Below are 17,870 nucleotides of genomic sequence, written 5' to 3'. Positions count from 1 at the left end.
CTCCTTCTTTCCCTGTTTGCATGGAAATAATCCCCTCCTCGTCGTCCACCGAATTGGGTTCGGACGATATTGCGCAACTACTGGCTCGGTTTGACGGGCGGCAAGGTGTTAACCGCTCTATGAGTGGACGGGCCCAGATTGAAGCTCAAACCGATATCGAAGCGCTACGAGCCTGGCTGGCGCGCTATATCGATAGCCCACGCACCTACGCGAACTACCGTAAAGAGGCCGAACGTCTTTTGTTATGGGCGGTACTTGAGCGTCGCAAGGATTTGTCCTCTCTGAGTCTGGAAGACATTCTGGCCTATCGCCTGTTTCTGGCAGATCCGCAGCCCGCTCATCGCTGGGTGGCGCAAGGTCGCGCGCGCCCTGCCCGTCATCATGCAGCCTGGCGCCCCTTCGCAGGCCCCTTGTCTGAAAGCAGTCGCAATCAGGCTTTGTTGATTCTGAACTCCTTGTTCAGTTGGCTGGTCCAGGCTGGTTATCTGGCGGGAAATCCCCTGGCTCTGTCTCGTCAAGGCCGACGTCAGAAGAAAGCGTCTGCGCCACAGCAACGCTATTTGAGTCGGCAGCAGTGGCGTTGGGTACAGGACTATATTCAATCCTTGCCCGAGGACACCCCCAGCGAACATCGCCATAAAGCCCGCGTGCGCTGGCTTTTTTCCATTTTGTATGGCGGCGCCTTGCGTATTTCTGAATTGATCCAGGCCCGTATGGCTGATGTTCAACAGCGGCCAGATGCCCCGTCATCCGCGCAGTGGTGGCTGCAGATTCATGGGAAGGGAGACAAGTGGCGGCGCGTGCCCTTGACGCAAGAGCTGTATGAAGAGTTGATGCGTTATCGACAAGCGCATGATTTGCAGGGGCCTCCCCAGGCCTTGGAGCCATATCCTTTGCTGATGTCATCGGGGGCGAGTGATAAACACTTGAGCCGTGCGATGGCGCATGTGTTGGTCAAACAGGTTTTTCAAGGCAGTGCCGATCGTTTACGGAGTTTGTACCCCGATCAGGAGTCCCAGGCCCGTGTGCTTGAGCAGGCTTCGGCACACTGGTTGCGCCACTCGGCGGGCTCTCATTTGGCGGATCAGGGGGTGGATTTACGGATCATCCGTGACACCCTGGGCCACGAATCTATCGCCACCACCAATATCTATCTACATGCGGATGACGATCAACGCCACCGCGCGCTAGAGCAATCACATCGTCTGGGCTGGGACTGAAGGCTTGGCTCAGAGCGGGAGCGATGGCTGCGCTTATGTCGGTCCTTGCGCTTGCTTCTGTGTCGATGCTGGATAAGCACTATCGTGTTTGCCTGCTGCCGGGCGGCGTTCAATGTGCTACTGTTAAGCGGGTTTGAATGCGCCGGGCGCCTGAACAAAAGGCGTCCGGCTTTTCTTTATGGAGTGCGTAATGACTTACACCGTGTATCTGTCCGGCGAAATTCACACCGACTGGCGCGAGCAGATTGCTCAAGGAGCCAACGCCGCTGGACTGGATATCCTCTTTACCAGCCCTGTCACGGACCACGATGCCAGCGATGCGGCGGGCGATCACTTGGGCCCTGCCAGCGAAGGGTTCTGGCGTGACCACAAATCCTCCAAGATTAATGCCATCCGTACCCGAGCCTTGATTGAACAGGCGGATTTGGTGGTGGTGCGCTTTGGGGATAAATACAAACAGTGGAATGCCGCTTTTGATGCTGGATTCTGTGCCGCCTTGGGCAAGCCCTATGTCACCTTGCATGCCGAAGATATCATTCACCCCTTGAAAGAGGTGGATGCCAGTGCACAAGCCTGGGCAAGTACTCCTGAGCAAGTGGTCGAAATTTTGCGCTACACGCTGAAGGCCTGATGCTCGGTCCGCTCATTGTGTGTCATCGACAGCACCACTGAGTCATCGTCCTGCCGCCCATCTCGGGCGGCATTTTTTCGGGTTTGCAGGCAGTAAAACCCGCTGCTCTACTGACAACGGGTTCATGAGCCTCAGGGGCGCTGAGGCCTGAACGGTTATTCCTGCAGTTTCACCCGGCGTAAACGCAGGGCATTGCTGACCACAAAAACACTGGACAGGGCCATGGCCCCCGCAGCGAACATCGGTGAGAGCAAAGTGCCATTTACGGGGTACAGAACGCCGGCGGCGACTGGAATCAGGGCGACATTGTAGGCAAATGCCCAGAACAGGTTCTGACGAATATTACGCATGGTGGCGTGAGACAGGGAGATGGCGGTGACCACGCCCTGCATATCGCCCGACATCAAGACCACATCCGCCGCTTCAATGGCGATATCGGTGCCGGTGCCAATGGCAATTCCCACGTCGGCTGCGGCCAAGGCAGGAGCATCGTTAATGCCATCGCCCACATAGGCCAGGTGCTGATGAGCTTGACGCAAGGTCTGAACCGCCTGCACTTTACCGTCTGGCATCACTTCGGCGACCACCTCGTCAATGTTCAGACGACGGGCGATCGCATGGGCCGTGTGGCGGTTGTCGCCGGTAATCATGACCACCTTGATGCCGCGGGCATGTAACTGTTCAATCGCGCGTGGTGTGGTCTCCTTGATCGGATCTGCCACAGCCAGTAACGCGATCACCTGCTTGTTGCGGGCCGCGTACATGGGTGTCTTACCTTCTTGGGCCAGGATCTGAGCCTGTTCGCTGAAGTCGGACACGTCAGCACCCAGCTGCGTCATCAAGCGGTCGGCGCCGACGTGCCATTGATCAGTACCAATCTGAGCTCTCACCCCTAGACCGGTCAGGGATTCAAATTGTTCGGCTGCAGGAAGGCTCAGTTGTCTGCTTCGGGCGGCGCTGACAATAGCCTGGGCAATTGGGTGTTCAGAGTAATTCTCAAGGGCCGCAATGGCTGCCAGAGCCTGAGCCTCATCCTCTCCAGAGACGCAAATAAAATTGCTCAGCTCAGGCGCGCCTTTGGTTAGCGTGCCGGTTTTATCTACGGCGACCACTTTCACATCACGCAAGGCTTGCAGCGAGTCCCCTTTACGAAAGAGCACGCCGGCTTGCGCAGCACGTCCTGTTCCCACCATGATTGAGGTGGGCGTTGCCAGGCCCATCGCGCAAGGACACGCGATAATCAACACAGCAACCGCGTTGACCAGCGCAAAGCTTAGGGCCGGCGACGGACCAACAATCAGCCAGACAATCGCCGTCAAGACTGCCAGCGCCATGACAGCAGGGACAAACCACAGGGTGATTTTATCGACCACTGCTTGAATAGGCAGTTTGGCGCCTTGAGCCTGTTCAACCATGGACACAATATTAGCGAGTACCGTGTCCTGGCCTACGGCGGTCGCCTTAAATTCCAGCGAGCCCTTTTGGTTGACGGTTCCCCCGATGAGCGCGTCGCCTTGAGACTTGGATACGGCTATGGGCTCTCCTGTCACCATGGATTCATCCACATAGCTTTGGCCAGCGACTACGTCACCATCGACGGGAATGCGCTCGCCGGGTCTGACCAGCACAATATCGCCTGTGAGCAGATCGGCCAGCGGCAACTCCAGCTCTTGGCCCTGGCGACGGACTCGGGCTGTTGGCGGCTGCAGGCTTAACAAGCGTTGAATGGCTTCGGAAGTGCGACCTTTGGCGCGCGCTTCCATCATGCGGCCTAACAAGATCAAGGCCACAATGACGGCGGCAGCTTCAAAGTACACATAGACTGACTCGGCAGGCAGCCAGTGTGGTGCGAAGGTGGCCACCAGCGAGAATGTGTACGCGGCCAAGGTACCAACCGCCACCAGCGAATTCATATCCGGGCTGCCTCGCAGCAAAACAGGAATGCCTTTGGTATAAAACTCACGACCGGGAAACAGTAAAACCAGCGTGGTGAGGACAAACTGGATCAGCCAGCTGTTTTGTGTTCCGATCGTGCCTGCAACCCAATGATGAAAGGCGGGCACCATATGTCCGCCCATCTCTAAAATAAAGACCGGCAAGGCCAGCACCGTGGCCAGCCAGAAGCGCTTGCGCAAGGTCTCGTAGCTTTGCTCGGCACGCTCAAACTGATCGTTGCTGGCAGCAGCCTGAGCCAGACGAGCGGGATAGCCGGCTTTGCCCAGCGCCTGAATCAGCTCGGCAGGCTTGACGCCCTGGACGAGCTGCACATGGGCTTTGCCCGTGGCCAGATTGACCGAGGCTTTGTGAACGCCTGGCACTTTCAACAGAGCTTTTTCCACCCGGCCTACGCAGGAGGCGCAGCTCATGTCCTGGACGTCCAGAACCATCTCCTGGAGAGTCACTTGATAGCCACCCTTTTCCACTGCCTGCATAATAGCGTCGGTGGGGGCAGAGCCCTGAAACTGGATGGTGGCTTTGTTGGTGGCCAGGTTCACTTGAACCGACTGCACGCCAGGGACCTTGCCAATTATTTTTTCCACTCGGCTCACGCAGGAAGCGCAAGTCATGCCTTCAACATCCAATGTCAGATGCGAGTTCTTATTTGAAGCGCTTGTTGTCATCGAAATCACCCTTCAATGAATCATGAATGAAGTCACTTTAGGGCTTGACCCGATGGTAAGGTCAACTCGTTACGAAAAAAACGCCTCCGTGGAGGCGTTTTAAGGGGGAAGTCAGGACTGCTCAGTGCTGAGCACACTCAATAAGCGACGAAGCTGCCGTTATTGTTGTTCCAGTCTTTTGCTTCGGCGCTAACCTGATCACGGCTCAGCTGCGAGCGGGTGTCAATACGGGGATAGTCGACCATGGAACCTGTGCTGATAAAGCCTTGTTCCTGGGCTGCTGCCAATTCCTGCACGACTTGCTGTCGGCTCAATGGGGCATCGTTCGACTGAATCGTGGGGTAATTCAGGTTCTCGCCGGTGGCGTCGTTATTGATGGCTGCCATGGCGGTGCTGCTCAATGCAGTGGCGCCCAGAATCAGGCTGGCAACGGTGGCACGTGTGATATTTTTCATTATTTACTCCAAGTCTATGGTGTGTTTTTCGGTCGTTCGCCTTGTCTTCAATGCGAATCGTTAGATGGAGTATGAGCCTTTCTAAACCTAGTAAAAACCCTTAATATTGCAAACGTATTTCCATTCATGGAACAATTCAAATGAGTACCATTATCGCTGGTCCCTTATTAAACGACATCGCGATTTTCGTGGAAGTGGCCCGTGCCCGCCACTTTAGCCGCGCTGCCCTGGCCCTGGGCATGCCTGTCTCCACCGTGTCACGTCGTATTCGTGAATTGGAAAAAGAAGTGGGTGTGGCCTTGCTCAAACGCAGCACCCGCAATGTAGATGTCACCGAGGCTGGGCAAGTGTATTTCGAGCGTTGTCTGGCGATCGTCGAGCAAGCCCGTCTGGCTCATGAGCAATTGCTGGACGTGTCGCAAACACCTAAAGGACGCTTGCGAGTTTCCATGCCGGCCAGTTTCAGCATTGTGCTGATGCCGGCCATTATTCGTGGCTTTAATCAGCAGTATCCTGATATCGAACTGGAGTTTGATCTGACCATCCGGCCCATTGACTTGCAATCGGATAATTACGATTGCGTCATTCGGGTGGGTGCCCAGCCCGACTCCAGTGCCGTGGCCACATTGCTCGGGCAAATTCGTCTGGGTCTGTACGCCACCCGCAACTATCTGGACCGCAAGGGTCGCCCCAAGCATCCCTCGGAATTGACAGGGCACACCTGCATCTGTGCGCGTCCTTCCGGTCCAGATCGGCTCTGGTCCTTGCGAGGTCCCAATCAGGAACGGTACGACGCCATCGTGGACGGCTCGATTACCGTCAATAACGCGATCATGATGCGCAAGCTGGCGGTGCATGATTTGGGAATTACCGCCTCTTCTTTGCTGGAGCGCCGTCTTGACCCCGATTGTGCCCAGCTCGAGCGTGTCTTGCCCGATTGGGAGTTTGCCCCCTTCCCTGTTCTGGCCCTGTTGCCGTCGCGTCTGATGCCTCAGAAAACCCGGGTGTTTCTGAATTATTTGCGCAGTGAGCTGGACAGATTGATGTCTCACGCGGAGCTGGATGTGGCGGCCGCCGGGCAGGCGTATCCATAAAAAATAAGGGCTATAGCCTGGAATCGGTGTTGGCCATGGTCTAACTATGCTATTTATAGGCCTCTGGTCCATGAGGACTGCGGTGATGACAGGGGGACGCATGAGAGGAACATTGCAAAGCTTGCTGACCGGGCTGGCGATGAGCCTGATCTTGGGCAGTGGCAGTGTCGGGGCACAAACCGTTTTGCTGGAAGCCGTAGAGCAAGGTGACAGCGCCAAAGTGCGCGAAATTCTATCGGACAAGCGGGCGCGGACGACGGTGAACATTGCCGACGATCAGGGGCAGAGCCCTTTGCTGCGCGCTACATGGTTAAACCATATCGATATTGCCCGACAACTGATTCGTGCGGGGGCCGATGTGAATCAGGCCGACGCTATCCATGACAGCCCCTATCTGCTTGCTGGTGCACAAGGCCGGCTGGAGATTTTGCGTATGACCCTGGAAAACGGGGCGGATTTGCGCAGTGTGAATCGTTATGGGGGGACGGCGCTGATTCCGGCGGCTGAGCATGGGTATGTAGAGGTCGTTCGTCTTTTGCTCAAGGCTGGTGTGGACCCGAATCATGTCAATTATTTGGGCTGGACAGCTTTGCATGAAGCCATTGTGCTCTCTGACGGAGGGCCGGCGCATCAAGAGGTATTGCGACTGTTGATCCAGGCCGGGGCCGATGTGAATCTGCCCGATCGTCAGGGCGTGCGTCCCCTGAGTCTGGCGCGTCAGCGCAGCCAGACCGAAATGGCCGAAATCTTGGAGCAGGCCGGCGCCAGACCCTAAGTTCGGCATAGTTGCCGCTTATTTTTCTTCCAATCACAACACGCATTTTATGTCTTCTTTTCAGACCGCCCCGTCCGCCACGTCGACGGGCGCACAGGCCAGCCCCGGTTTGTGGCTGGCTTTCGTCATTTTGGTGGGCCTGAACCTGCGCCCGTTTTTTACTTCCAGTGGCACCCTGGCCCGTCAGGTAGCCCAAGGATTGGACATGCCCTTGAGCAGTCTGGCATGGCTGACCTTATTGCCTATGATGGTGATGGGCCTGGGCGCGTTTTGCATGCCCTCGCTGCGGCGGGTTCTGGCCCTGCGCCATGTCCTGATCACCTCTTTGTGGTTGCTGTGCCTGGGCTGCGCGTTGCGCTGGTTTGTGCCCAATGGTGCCAGCCTGATCGCAACGGCACTGCTTTGTGGTTTGGGTGTGTCTTTGCTGCAGGCGGGGATGCCCGGTCTGATCAAGGAGCAGTTCCCGCGTCATATTGCGCAGGTAACGGGGGTGTATTCAGCGACCCTGATGGGTGGCGGTGCGCTGGGCGCGCAGATTACCCCTTGGGTAAGTTCCCTGACCGATAGCTGGCGTATTGCCCTGGCCTTTTGGGCCCTGCCCATCAGTGTCGCTTTGTGGATTGCCTGGAAAGTCGTGCCCCGGCAGGCTCCTGGCGCGCAGCTGTCTCCCCCCTCCTTGTCCTTGCTGGCCCGACCCCGCACCTGGACGCTGATCGTGTGCTTTGGTCTGATTAATGGCGGCTATGCCTCCTTGGTGACCTGGCTGGCCACCTTTTATCAAGATCGGGGCTGGACGGCAGAGAGCAGCGGTAGCTTGGTGGCGGTGCTCTCGGTTGCACAGGCCTTTGCCGCCTTTGGCCTGCCTACGCTGGCCGCCAGGAACAAGGATCGGCGCCGGTGGGTATGGCTGGCGCTGGCTTGCCAGGTGGCCGGCTTTCTGGCTTTTGCCTTTGTTCCTGATCTGGCACCGTATACCTGGGCGATTGTGATCGGTATTGGTTTAGGGGGCTGCTTTTCCCTGCTGCTGCTGGTGGCTCTGGATCATTTTCCCGACGCTGCCCGTGCCGGTACCTTAAGCGCGTTAATGCAAGGTGGGGGTTTCCCGATCGCCGCTCTGTTTCCTATGATCAGCGTGCAGCTGCGCGAGTTGAGCAATGGCTTTCAGACCGGTTGGATACTGCATGCAGCCATGGCTTTGTTGGTGGCGGTAATGGCCTGGCGTTTTCAGCCGGCTCACTATGCCGAGAAGATGAAGCAACAGGGGCATCAGTCCTGACTCTGACATAGCGATCAGCCGGGCCACGCAGCCTAAAACATACGGCCCTTCACAGACGGCCGTATCTGGGCGCAGTGGCCTTGATTCCTGCTATTGGGGGGCACCCGCCATGATCCAGTCGACCACGGCTTGGATGTCCTTATCCGAGATGACCGGGTTGGCCGGCATCGGCAAGGGGCCGTACACCCCTTTGCTGCCTTGCCGTATATGTTGGACAAGTATTTCAGCGTTGGCCGGATCGTCTTTACGCTTGGCTGCAATATCCCGGTAGGCCGGTCCCACCACCTTTCGCTCGACGGTATGACAGGACAGACAGGCGTTTCTTGTCAGTATGTCTTTGACTGCCTCCAAACCAGCATCAGCCGCCGAGGCGTTGAACGCGGTACTTAGTAAAGCCGTACAGACCAGCCACTGCTTGAAGGCCATAAGAGGTTCTCCTGAGTAAAACGAAGTTGGAAAGGAAGGGGGCATGATGCCTCTACGCTTTTTTCCGTGCATAAGACGCACAGGGTGGCATTCATAGGGTGATCATACGGTTATGATAGAACCGTCTTTTACAAATAGCGGTTGCGCTTGATGCGAATCAAGCGAGCCAGTCCGCTTATTCTGTAATGTCCTAGTAGAAGTTATTGCTTCATATTTAAATAGTTCACACACCACAAGAGGTCTTCATGCTTAATGTTCTCGTTCCTGTCGATGGATCTGATGCTTCCACGCGCGCTCTGAAAACAGCGGTTGACATACTAACGGGCAAGCCGGAAGCCACTTTGCACGTGCTGGCCGTTCCTACCCCTATCGTTTCTGGCAACGTCAAACGATTTTTTTCGGAAGACGTGTTGCAAGCCTACTACCAGGATGAAGGAAGCAATGCCTTGCTGCCCGCTCGTGCCGTGCTCGCCAATTCGCCCTTGAATGTTAAGGAAAGTATTATTGCCGGCAACGCCGCCCAGACCATCAAAGAGTATGTGGACAATAACAATATTGACCATATCGTCATGGGTACCCGTGGCTTGAGCGCCCTGCCCGGCCTGGTATTGGGTTCGGTCACGACCAAGGTGTTGAGCCTGGTGAAAGTGCCGGTGACCTTGATCAAATAAGTTGAACTGAGCGTTTGCTTTGTGAAGGCCGTCCTTGAGACGGCCTTTCTATTGGGCGCCGCCTGGGCTGGCGTTTTTTGAACGGATGTAGGCCATCGACAATATGCGGCGTGCCTCTGTCGCCAACAGGGCGGCCCCTTTACTGAGCTCCGGGCACGGATCAGCGGAACCGTGTCGTGCCTGGTTCACGGCTTGGCTTGAATCCGCAGGAGCTGGCCGTTCTGGTCATCGGTCAGCACGTAGACTGCACCGTCTGGTCCGATCCGAACATCCCGGATGCGCTGCTGCAGATCTTCAAGCAGTCGTTCTTCACCGACAAGGTAGCCGTCTTCCTCGTCAAACTGCAGGCGAATCAGCGCCTGCTCTTTCAGGGCCCCCACAAACAGGCTGTATTGCCAGCCCGGGACCTCTTGCCTGTCATAAAAAGCCATGCCGCTGATGGCCGGTGAAACAGACCAATAGTGCAACGGTTCGGTAAAGCCTTCAAGTGGGGTCGCGCTGGCGCCTGGAACAGGCTTTCCGTCGTAGCCCAGGCCTTCGGTACGCAAGGGCCAGCCATAATTTGCCCCGGCCTGAATGACGTTTAGTTCATCCCCGCCTTGCGGACCATGTTCGGCCACCCACAATTCATTCGTCCAGGGGTTCCAGGCCAGGCCTTGGGGGTTGCGGTGTCCATAACTCCAGATTTCCCCTCTGGCGCCGCGCTGACTACGAAAAGGATTGTCCCTTGGCACCATGCCATCAGGGCGGATGCGAACAACCTTGCCCTGCAAGTGATCCAGTTGCTGGGCGGTGGGAGGCTGATTGTTCTCACCCAAAGCGATATACAAGTCCCGACCACCCGGATCGAAAGCCATGCGCACACCGTAGTGTTGCCCGGTCGACAGGGCGGGCTCTTGACGGAATATGGGACGAAAGGCGTCCAGCCGTGTCAGGTCGGAAGACAGGACCCCAAAACCCACGGTGGTGGCTGAGTGCTGTTTGTCGCGACGCTCGGCGTAGGCCAGATAAACGCGACGGCTACGAAAAAAATCTGGTGCCAGGGCGACATCCAGCAGCCCCCCCTGCCCTTGGGCGTGGACTTTAGGCACGCCGCTGATAGGGGCGGACAGGCCGTTCTCCTTGGTCCAGACGCGCAGTGTACCGGGACGCTCCGTAATCAGAATGCCTGCGTCATTTGGCAAAAAAGCCATGCCCCAGGGGTGTTCCAGTCCGCTGACCACTGTCTCTACCGAGACGGCTGGCCCTTCGATTGCCGGAACGGGGTCAGATTGTGCGCGGCCCGCTAGGGGGGCCAGGGCTGCTAGCAGTCCCAGCGTGGTGGCAACTATTGCCAAAGACAAGCTGAAATTCTTCGTTATACGCATAAGGCAGTGAAAGGCAGACAGGTGGGATCAACACTCCCCTAGTCTTTCATAGGGACAAAAACCGCTTTGTTACGTATTCGTCCCTGGATGGGGACGAATACGCTCAAGCCCAAGCCAGGCAGGTGCTTAGCCTGGGTGGGTCATGTCCAGCGGCACAATCCACTGGTCGTACTGCTCCTGGGTCAGGTAGCCCGATTTCAAGGCGGATTCGCGCAGTGTCAGCCCTTCTTTGTGGGCCGTTTTTGCAATCGCAGCGGCTTTGTCGTAGCCGATATGGCGGTTCAAGGCCGTCACGAGCATCAGATTCTGATCCAGATTGTGCTGGATTTTCTCCATGACCGGCTCCAGACCCTGAGCGCAATGCTCGTCAAAGGCCAGGCATGCATCGCTGATCAGAGCAATGCTTTCCAGCACATTGTGAACCATCACCGGCTTGTAGACGTTCAATTGGAAATTGCCCTGACTGCCCGCAAAACCCACAGCCGCGTCGTTACCGTAGACCTGAACGGCCACCATGGTCAGTGCTTCGCACTGAGTGGGGTTGACCTTGCCGGGCATGATGGAGGAGCCGGGCTCGTTCTCGGGGATTTGCAGCTCGCCAATTCCGCAACGAGGGCCACTGGCCAGCCAGCGCACGTCATTGGCCATTTTCATCAAGGCGCCGGCCAGGGTGCGCAGGGACGCCGACAGGTTCACCAGCGCGTCGTGGGCCGACAGAGCAAAAAACTTGTTTTCGGCAGCCTGGAATGGCAGACCGGTGATTCTGGCAATATGGGCTGCGGTGCGTTCGCCAAACTGAGGATGAGCGTTCAGGCCAGTTCCCACGGCGGTGCCACCAATAGCCAGCTGGTAAATACCGTCCAGGGCCTTCTCCACCGTTTGCAGGCCAAAATCGATCTGCGCAACCCATGCCCCAATTTCCTGGCCGAGCGTAACGGGTGTGGCATCCTGCAAGTGGGTGCGACCGGTTTTTACAATAGTATTGAACTGCCTGGCCTTGGCCGCCAGCGTGTCGCGCAACTGGCCCACGTCTTTGCGCAAACGGCGCTGACATTCCAGACCCACGGCGATGTACATGGCCGTGGGGAAGGTATCGTTGGAGGATTGGCCGCGGTTCACGTGGTCATTGGGGTGGACGGGTTTTTTGCTGCCCTTCTCGCCACCGGCCAGCTCAATGGCGCGGTTGGAGATGACCTCGTTGACGTTCATATTGCTTTGGGTGCCCGAGCCGGTCTGGAACACCACCAGCGGGAACTCAGAGTCCCATTTGCCTGCGATGACTTCATCGGCCGCCTGCACGATCAGGCGGGCCAGATCCTCGGGAAGCTCGCCCAGCTCCTGATTGGCCAGCGCTGTCGATTTCTTCAGGATGCCCAGCGACTCGATCATGCTGCGACCCCACTTGAAGCGGTCACGGCCAATCGGAAAGTTCTGGATGGAGCGCTGTGTCTGCGCGCCCCAATAGTGTTCGGCCGGAACCTCAATGGTCCCCATGGAATCCTGTTCAATACGTGTCGTACTCATCATGGCTCCTGAAAAAATTAGGATGACAGCTTAGTGTGAAAAAGGGGTGTTCACGGCTGGCGCAAAAAGCGCGCAGCCCACACACAGGCAATATCGACCATGCGGTTGGAGAATCCCCATTCGTTGTCAAACCAGACCAGCATATTGACCAGCCCGTCCCCATTGGTTCGGGTTTGCGAGCCGTCCACCACACCAGAGTGCGGGTTGTGATTGAAGTCGATCGAAGCATGGGCCTGATCGGAGTAGTCCAAAATACCCGGTAAGCGTTGCGCCGCCTGCTGAAACAGGCAGTTGATTTCGTCCCGACTGGTGTCGCGCTCCAGGTTGACCATCAGATCAATCGCAGACACGTTCAGAATTGGCACGCGAATGGACTTGGCCTGTACCTTGCCCTTGAGCTGTGGCAAGAGACGCTCCACCCCAGTTGCCAGGCCCGTAGAGACCGGAATCATGGACTGCAGAGCCGAGCGGGTACGGGCCAGATCGCTGCTGTGGTAACCATCAATCATGGGCTGATCGTTCATCACCGAATGCAGCGTACTTAAAAAAGCGTGACGAATGCCGAACGTTTTATCCAGCTCGGCCAAGACCGGAATGATGGCATTGGTGGTGCATGAAGCGTTGGAGACAATACGCTCATCGCCCTGCAACTGCTCATGGTTAATGCCCAGCACAGCGGTGAAATCGACGTCATGAGCGCTGTTGCCCGGATTGGAGAGCAGCACACGCGGGCATCCAGCATCCAGAAACTGCTGCAGCCCCGCACGGCTGCCAAAAGCGCCACTGCATTCGATCAGCATATCCAGCTCCAGGGCGGCCCAATCAATCGCTTTGGGGTCGGTTTCGTGCAGCACTCGTATGGCGGTGCCGGCCACAATCAGCTCGTGCTCATTGTGCTCTACCGGCGCCGGAAAGACGCCGTGGGTCGAGTCAAAACGGGTCAGGTAGGCCATGGTGGCAATCGTAGCTGGCTCGTTGATGACGACGACTTCAAATTCCTGGCGTCGTGGAGATTCGTAAATGGCACGCAGCAGGCAACGGCCGATGCGGCCATAGCCATTGATCGCGATGCGGATGGGACGAGGTAGCGGCATGATCGGAGAAACTCAGAAAGTAATGGAAAATCCGCCGTCTACAACCACAATATGGCCATTGACATAGGAGGCAGCCGGTGAGGCCAGAAACACAGCGGCAGCGCGGATTTCATCCGGCCTGGCCCACCGCCCCAGGGGGTTGCGGCCAACTACCAGCGGGCCTTTGACCGGGTCCTGGGCCAGAGCCGCATTGCTCTCGGTGGCAAAGGTGCCGGGGGCGATGCCGTTGCTGGTAATGCCCTGCCCGCCAAATTCTACCGCCAGCGCTCGCACCATCCCTGCCAGTCCCTGCTTGGCAACGGGGTAAATGGCGTCGCCTGGTCGAGCCAGGGGGCCAGCGATGGAGGTCAAGGTAACAATACGACCTTGTCGGGCTTGGGCTTGCAGCATGGCCTGGGCGGCGTACTTTGATAGTTTCAGCGTCGCCAGCAGGTCTACCTGCAGCAAATGCTCAATATCGTCCCAGGCCGCCTCCTGCAAGCTGCTGCGCAATCGCACGCCGACATTGTTCACCAGAATATCGGGCGTGCCGACGCGCTGACATAGGGCCTGGTAAGAGTCAGGCAAGGCGTCCAGATCGGCCAGATCCTGTTCCCAGGTATCGACCTGGGCACCGGCGGTTTTCAATTCCTCGGCAATCGGCAGGAGCTTGCTGGCGTGACGGCCATGCAGAATCACATGGGCGCCGTGAGCGGCGTAGGCACGGGCGATGTCCAGGCCCAGGCCGGCGGACGAGCCGGTAACCAGAGCGCAGCGACCGGCCAGGGAAAAATTGGCTTGATAGGAGCGTAAATCAGTCATTATTTACAGCGTATGGCGTGCTTGGCCACGATGGAAAGCCGCAATGTTGTCGATCAGCTGGTTTGCCAAAGCCTGCATGGCTTCCTGACTGGCCCAGCCTATGTGCGGGGTCAAAATGTAATTGGGTAAGTCTAACAAGCGCATCAGGGTATGGTCAGCGGGTGGCGGCTCGGGCGTGCAAACATCAATCCCTGCGCCTCCCAGCCAGCCTTGACGCAAGGCGTGTTCCAGTGCCTGATTGTCAATCAGCCCGCCACGGGCAGTATTGATCAGCAAGGGACGGCGGGGGGCCATGCGTTCGAATTCGGCCATACCCAGCATGTTCTGCGTGTCAGCGGTCAAGGGGCAATGCAACGAGAGAATGTCGGCTTGTTCCAGCACTTGCTCAAAGGGCAAGCGGTCATCGGCATTGCTGACGATGGTCTGACCACGGCGCTGCGCAAAGATGACTTTCATCCCCAATGCTCGGCCCATGGTGGCGACGGCCTGACCCAGAGAGCCTGAGCCAATCACACCCAGGGTGGAGCCGGCCAGATCGCGGATGGGATAGTCGAAATAACAAAACTGCTGGGCTTCTTGCCAGCGTCCTTCCTTGACGGACTGGCGGTAGGCGCAGATATTACGACGCAAGGCAAAGATCAGTGCAAAAACGTGTTCTGGAACACTGCGTACGGCATAGTCGCGGATATTGCTGACCACAATCTGACGTTCGTGGGCGGCATCAAGGTCAATGTTGTCGCTACCCGTGGCGGCCAGTGCGATCATTTTCAAGTGGGGCGCGGCCTGCATATGCTCGCGTCGCAGCGCCACTTTATTGCTGATGACAATGTCGGCATCAGCAATACGTTCGGCCACTTGATCGGGAGCCGTACGTCCGTACACTTGCAGTTCATGCTTAAAGGGAACCTGCGGCAGCTTGACGCTGTCAGACAGTGTTTCCCTATCCAGAAAAACGATACGAGTCAAAGAAGTCATGCCTGTCCTTGTCCTGAGCGGTAGCGGTACGTTGCGGCCCTATTATCAGCGGGTTCTTGCCTTTGCTTGGGATCATCATCCGATATAGTAATGGGATTGATGCAGGCTTGTCCCTGGTCTCCTTCCATAACCCTGTTTTATAGGTTCGTGCTTATGCTCTTGTCCCTCTTGCTTTCTTTGGGCGCGCATGCCCTGGTACCGGAGAACGTCGCCAGCGTCACTCCTCCCCTGTACGACATTCGGGATTTTTTTCAGAACCCCAAACGCAGCGGTTTCCGGATTTCTGATCAAGGGCGCATGATCGGCTTTATGGAGCCGGTCAAGATCGACGGACATCCCGCTCGTCAGAATATTTTTGTGCAAGAGCTGGAAGGCAGTGAACCGGTCGGCGAGCCTCGTCGCGTGACCGCCGAGCATCAACGCGATATTGCCGAGTACTTCTGGAAAGGCGACGAGACCGTAATTTACGCCAAGGATGTCAATGGCGACGAGAACTATCACGTTCTGGCCGTTAATGTGAATACGGGCAAGATCACGGACTTGACGCCTTTGAAAGGGGTGCGAGCGGGCGTGCAAGATGATTTGCCCGATGATCCGGACCATATTCTGGTCTCGCACAATGGTCGCAACCCGGAAGTCTTTGATGTCTACAAGGTCAACGTGCTGACCGGTGAAAGCACGCTGGCGGCCGAGAATCCGGGAGATGTGCTGGGCTGGAGCACGGACCATCAGGGCCGCGTACGCCTGGCCATGGCCATTTCCGGTGTGGATTCCGAACTGCGTTATCGTGACAGCGAATCCGAGCCTTTCCGCAGCATTTTGCAAACAGATTTCCGCACCGAAGTCAGCCCCCTCTTTTTTCACGCCGATAACCAGCGCTTTTATGCCCTGAGCAATCGTGGGCGTGACACCTTGGCATTGGTCTTGATTGACCCTGCCAGACCCGACGTGGAAGAGAATATTTATGAGCTACCCGATTACGACCTGATGGGGGCCGGGTATTCACGCCTGCGTCAGGTGCTGACGTCGGTGGATTACTATACCGACAAGCCCGGTCAGCATTTCTTTGATGAGCAAAGCGAGAAAATTCACGCCGCGATCGCCCGTCAATTGCCGGGCTATGAAATCAGCGTGCAGTCCATGACACGCGACGAGAAGAAAATGATTGTGGCCAGCTACAGCGACCGCAACCCTGGCTCGCGCTATTTGTACGATGTGGACAGCAACAGCCTGCACAAGCTGGCCGTCATCAATAGTGCTTTGCCGGAAAGTGATATGGCGGTGATGAGGCCCATCGAATTTACGGCCCGCGATGGCATGAAGATTCATGGCTACTTGAGCCTGCCTTTGGGTGTGCCCAACCGCGACCTGCCGGTGGTCATCAATCCGCACGGGGGGCCTTGGACGCGGGACTATTGGGGCTTTAACCCCGAAGTCCAGTTCCTGGCCAACCGTGGCTACGCTGTTTTGCAGATCAACTTCCGTAGTTCGACCGGTTATGGTCGCAAGTTCTGGGAAGCGGGCTTCAAACAATGGGGGTTGAGCATGCAGGACGACATTAGCGATGGCGTTCAGTGGCTGATCGATCAAAAGATTGCTGACCCCAAACGCATTGCTATTTACGGTGCCAGCTACGGTGGTTACGCGACCTTGGCCGGTATTGTCAAAACCCCTGACTTGTACGCAGCGGCAGTGGACTATGTAGGCGTGTCCAATCTTCTGACCTTCATGAACACCATTCCGCCCTACTGGAAACCGATGCTGGTGAAGATGCATGCGATGGTGGGTGATCCCGTCAAAGACAAGGAGCTGCTGGAAGCCAATTCGCCTGTTTTGCATGCCGACAGGATCCGCACCCCGTTATTTATTGCCCAGGGCGCCCACGACCCACGGGTGAACAAGGCAGAAAGTGATCAAATGGTAGAGGCCTTGAAGGCTCGCGGCGTGGATGTGGAGTATATGGTCAAGGACAACGAAGGCCACGGCTTTCACAATGACGAGAACAAGTTCGAGTTTTACGAACGCATGGAGCGCTTCCTGGCCCGCCACCTTCAAGCTCGATAGTTTTGGAGTGGCGCGATGAGCTCGCGCCATTTGTTTACTGCACTTTTGGAAAGAGAACGTATGAAACTGTATTACATGACGGGCGCTTGTCCTTTGGTGACCCGCATCGCACTGGAGTGGATCGGCACACCGTTTGAAGCTCAGCGCGTCAGCCGCGACGAGCTGCAGCAAGAAGCATTCTTGAAGCTGAACCCTAACGGGGCCGTGCCGGTTCTGGTCGATGGTGATTTGGTCCTGACGCAAAGCATCGCTATTCTGGAGTACCTGAACGAAAAATTTCCTCAGGCCAATCTGCTGGGCAACACCATCGAACAACGCTTTGAGGCCCGCCGCTGGTTGGCGTTCCTGAATGCCGAAATCCACCGCAACGTAGGTGTCATGTTTGGTACGCATCGCTATGCAGATCAGGAATCGACACAGGCCGAAATCAAAGCCAAGACGGCCGTCCTGCTGACCAAGCAGCTTGGTGTGATCGACAAGCACCTGGAAGGCAAAGAAACCCTGTCGGGTTCCTTGTCTGTGGCTGATGCTTATCTGTACGTGGTGCTGCGCTGGGCGGGTCTGATGAAGCTGGACCTGTCAGGCATGAAGAACCTGAACGCTTTCTTTGCCCGTATGGAGCAGAACGAAGGTGTGAAGGCGGCGCTGCGTGGTGAAGGCTTGTTGAAGGATTAAGTTGTATTGCAGCTAGCGATTCAGGCGTTCAGGGGATGCGGCCGTGCTTTACTCCCCTGACACTGTGGGCAGGAATGTCGACGGTTTTTAGCGTTGGTGCCGCCATCCTTTTCCCTGCTGACTCTCCGAATAAAAAACCTGAATCCAGCCCAAGCTGAGATTCAGGTTTTTTTTACAGCCCGTCAATTAAAGCGATACTTC

Annotated in this window: 16 protein-coding genes; 8 read left to right on the top strand and 8 right to left on the bottom strand. The window is 56.8% G+C overall.

What is annotated here, in order from left to right; translation table 11 throughout:
• Positions 1-20 precede the first annotated feature (20 nt).
• Both VF694_RS00500 and VF694_RS00495 read left to right on the top strand, forming a co-directional pair.
• The gene (locus VF694_RS00500) at positions 21-1,220 is read left to right on the top strand and encodes a tyrosine-type recombinase/integrase (RefSeq protein ID WP_039942979.1); all 1,200 of its coding nucleotides are present in this window, start codon (positions 21-23) and stop codon (positions 1,218-1,220) included.
• A gap of 190 nt (positions 1,221-1,410) precedes the next feature.
• On the top strand, positions 1,411-1,851 hold the full coding sequence (locus VF694_RS00495) for a YtoQ family protein (RefSeq protein ID WP_003800002.1): 441 nt from the start codon (positions 1,411-1,413) through the stop codon (positions 1,849-1,851).
• A 155-nt stretch (positions 1,852-2,006) separates the two neighbouring features.
• Here the strand turns inward: VF694_RS00495 and VF694_RS00490 are convergent, their stop codons facing one another.
• On the bottom strand, positions 2,007-4,472 hold the full coding sequence (locus tag VF694_RS00490; protein WP_039942981.1) for a heavy metal translocating P-type ATPase: 2,466 nt from the start codon (positions 4,470-4,472) through the stop codon (positions 2,007-2,009).
• 137 nt (positions 4,473-4,609) lie between these two features.
• Complete coding sequence (locus tag VF694_RS00485; RefSeq protein ID WP_003800006.1) at positions 4,610-4,927, bottom strand: DUF4148 domain-containing protein; 318 nt, start codon at positions 4,925-4,927, stop codon at positions 4,610-4,612.
• 140 nt (positions 4,928-5,067) lie between these two features.
• Between VF694_RS00485 and VF694_RS00480 the strand changes: the two genes are divergently transcribed.
• The 3 genes from VF694_RS00480 to VF694_RS00470 all read left to right on the top strand — a co-directional run bounded on the left by VF694_RS00480 (position 5,068) and on the right by VF694_RS00470 (position 8,072).
• Positions 5,068-6,021 carry a LysR family transcriptional regulator gene (locus VF694_RS00480; protein WP_003800007.1) on the top strand — a complete coding sequence of 318 codons (954 nt, stop codon included), beginning with the start codon at positions 5,068-5,070 and terminating at the stop codon, positions 6,019-6,021.
• 100 nt (positions 6,022-6,121) lie between these two features.
• The gene (locus VF694_RS00475) at positions 6,122-6,796 is read left to right on the top strand and encodes an ankyrin repeat domain-containing protein (protein ID WP_051010394.1); all 675 of its coding nucleotides are present in this window, start codon (positions 6,122-6,124) and stop codon (positions 6,794-6,796) included.
• A gap of 49 nt (positions 6,797-6,845) precedes the next feature.
• Positions 6,846-8,072 carry a cyanate transporter gene (locus VF694_RS00470; RefSeq protein WP_003800012.1) on the top strand — a complete coding sequence of 409 codons (1,227 nt, stop codon included), beginning with the start codon at positions 6,846-6,848 and terminating at the stop codon, positions 8,070-8,072.
• A 90-nt stretch (positions 8,073-8,162) separates the two neighbouring features.
• Here VF694_RS00470 and VF694_RS00465 read toward each other — a convergent pair whose 3' ends face one another.
• Complete coding sequence (locus VF694_RS00465; protein ID WP_003800014.1) at positions 8,163-8,498, bottom strand: c-type cytochrome; 336 nt, start codon at positions 8,496-8,498, stop codon at positions 8,163-8,165.
• A gap of 245 nt (positions 8,499-8,743) precedes the next feature.
• On the opposite strand from VF694_RS00465, the gene VF694_RS00460 reads away from it, so the two are divergent.
• Positions 8,744-9,169: a universal stress protein gene (locus VF694_RS00460; RefSeq protein WP_003800016.1), complete on the top strand. Its 426-nt coding sequence runs from the start codon at positions 8,744-8,746 to the stop codon at positions 9,167-9,169.
• 185 nt (positions 9,170-9,354) lie between these two features.
• On the opposite strand, the gene VF694_RS00455 is transcribed toward VF694_RS00460, so the two are convergent.
• The 5 genes from VF694_RS00455 to VF694_RS00435 form a co-directional block, all read right to left on the bottom strand.
• Positions 9,355-10,536 carry a PQQ-dependent sugar dehydrogenase gene (locus VF694_RS00455; protein ID WP_059317624.1) on the bottom strand — a complete coding sequence of 394 codons (1,182 nt, stop codon included), beginning with the start codon at positions 10,534-10,536 and terminating at the stop codon, positions 9,355-9,357.
• A 126-nt stretch (positions 10,537-10,662) separates the two neighbouring features.
• Positions 10,663-12,060, bottom strand: coding sequence for a class II fumarate hydratase (gene fumC / locus VF694_RS00450; RefSeq protein ID WP_440163513.1), 1,398 nt, complete (start codon positions 12,058-12,060; stop codon positions 10,663-10,665).
• A 50-nt stretch (positions 12,061-12,110) separates the two neighbouring features.
• The gene (locus VF694_RS00445) at positions 12,111-13,154 is read right to left on the bottom strand and encodes a type I glyceraldehyde-3-phosphate dehydrogenase (RefSeq protein ID WP_003800024.1); all 1,044 of its coding nucleotides are present in this window, start codon (positions 13,152-13,154) and stop codon (positions 12,111-12,113) included.
• A gap of 12 nt (positions 13,155-13,166) precedes the next feature.
• Complete coding sequence (locus VF694_RS00440) at positions 13,167-13,955, bottom strand: SDR family oxidoreductase (protein WP_003800026.1); 789 nt, start codon at positions 13,953-13,955, stop codon at positions 13,167-13,169.
• 3 nt (positions 13,956-13,958) lie between these two features.
• Positions 13,959-14,930, bottom strand: a complete 972-nt coding sequence (locus VF694_RS00435; RefSeq protein WP_003800028.1) for a D-2-hydroxyacid dehydrogenase — start codon at positions 14,928-14,930, stop codon at positions 13,959-13,961.
• Positions 14,931-15,083: 153 nt separating this feature from the next.
• Here VF694_RS00435 and VF694_RS00430 point away from each other — a divergent pair, with 153 nt between their 5' ends.
• Entirely contained in the window at positions 15,084-16,994 is a 1,911-nt protein-coding gene (locus VF694_RS00430) for an alpha/beta hydrolase family protein (protein WP_440163512.1), read from the top strand.
• A 60-nt stretch (positions 16,995-17,054) separates the two neighbouring features.
• On the top strand, positions 17,055-17,669 hold the full coding sequence (locus tag VF694_RS00425; RefSeq protein ID WP_039942985.1) for a glutathione S-transferase family protein: 615 nt from the start codon (positions 17,055-17,057) through the stop codon (positions 17,667-17,669).
• Positions 17,670-17,870: the final 201 nt, after the last annotated feature.

Source organism: Alcaligenes sp. Lyrl_28, from assembly GCF_051948705.1.
GTDB lineage: Bacteria > Pseudomonadota > Gammaproteobacteria > Burkholderiales > Burkholderiaceae_B > Alcaligenes > Alcaligenes ammonioxydans.
This window is presented reverse-complemented; position numbering and strand designations above follow the sequence as displayed.

What these genes read in the sequence shown, in the direction of transcription:
- VF694_RS00465 (WP_003800014.1), bottom strand. Translation starts at nt 8,498, where the DNA reads ATGGCCTTCAAGCAGTGGCTGGTCTGTACGGCTTTACTAAGTACCGCG.
- VF694_RS00480 (WP_003800007.1), top strand. Translation starts at nt 5,068, where the DNA reads ATGAGTACCATTATCGCTGGTCCCTTATTAAACGACATCGCGATTTTC.
- VF694_RS00455 (WP_059317624.1), bottom strand. Translation starts at nt 10,536, where the DNA reads ATGCGTATAACGAAGAATTTCAGCTTGTCTTTGGCAATAGTTGCCACC.
- VF694_RS00490 (WP_039942981.1), bottom strand. Translation starts at nt 4,472, where the DNA reads ATGACAACAAGCGCTTCAAATAAGAACTCGCATCTGACATTGGATGTT.
- VF694_RS00470 (WP_003800012.1), top strand. Translation starts at nt 6,846, where the DNA reads ATGTCTTCTTTTCAGACCGCCCCGTCCGCCACGTCGACGGGCGCACAG.
- VF694_RS00500 (WP_039942979.1), top strand. Translation starts at nt 21, where the DNA reads ATGGAAATAATCCCCTCCTCGTCGTCCACCGAATTGGGTTCGGACGAT.
- VF694_RS00460 (WP_003800016.1), top strand. Translation starts at nt 8,744, where the DNA reads ATGCTTAATGTTCTCGTTCCTGTCGATGGATCTGATGCTTCCACGCGC.
- VF694_RS00425 (WP_039942985.1), top strand. Translation starts at nt 17,055, where the DNA reads ATGAAACTGTATTACATGACGGGCGCTTGTCCTTTGGTGACCCGCATC.
- VF694_RS00495 (WP_003800002.1), top strand. Translation starts at nt 1,411, where the DNA reads ATGACTTACACCGTGTATCTGTCCGGCGAAATTCACACCGACTGGCGC.
- VF694_RS00445 (WP_003800024.1), bottom strand. Translation starts at nt 13,154, where the DNA reads ATGCCGCTACCTCGTCCCATCCGCATCGCGATCAATGGCTATGGCCGC.
- fumC (WP_440163513.1), bottom strand. Translation starts at nt 12,060, where the DNA reads ATGAGTACGACACGTATTGAACAGGATTCCATGGGGACCATTGAGGTT.
- VF694_RS00430 (WP_440163512.1), top strand. Translation starts at nt 15,084, where the DNA reads ATGCTCTTGTCCCTCTTGCTTTCTTTGGGCGCGCATGCCCTGGTACCG.
- VF694_RS00435 (WP_003800028.1), bottom strand. Translation starts at nt 14,930, where the DNA reads ATGACTTCTTTGACTCGTATCGTTTTTCTGGATAGGGAAACACTGTCT.
- VF694_RS00440 (WP_003800026.1), bottom strand. Translation starts at nt 13,955, where the DNA reads ATGACTGATTTACGCTCCTATCAAGCCAATTTTTCCCTGGCCGGTCGC.
- VF694_RS00485 (WP_003800006.1), bottom strand. Translation starts at nt 4,927, where the DNA reads ATGAAAAATATCACACGTGCCACCGTTGCCAGCCTGATTCTGGGCGCC.
- VF694_RS00475 (WP_051010394.1), top strand. Translation starts at nt 6,122, where the DNA reads ATGAGAGGAACATTGCAAAGCTTGCTGACCGGGCTGGCGATGAGCCTG.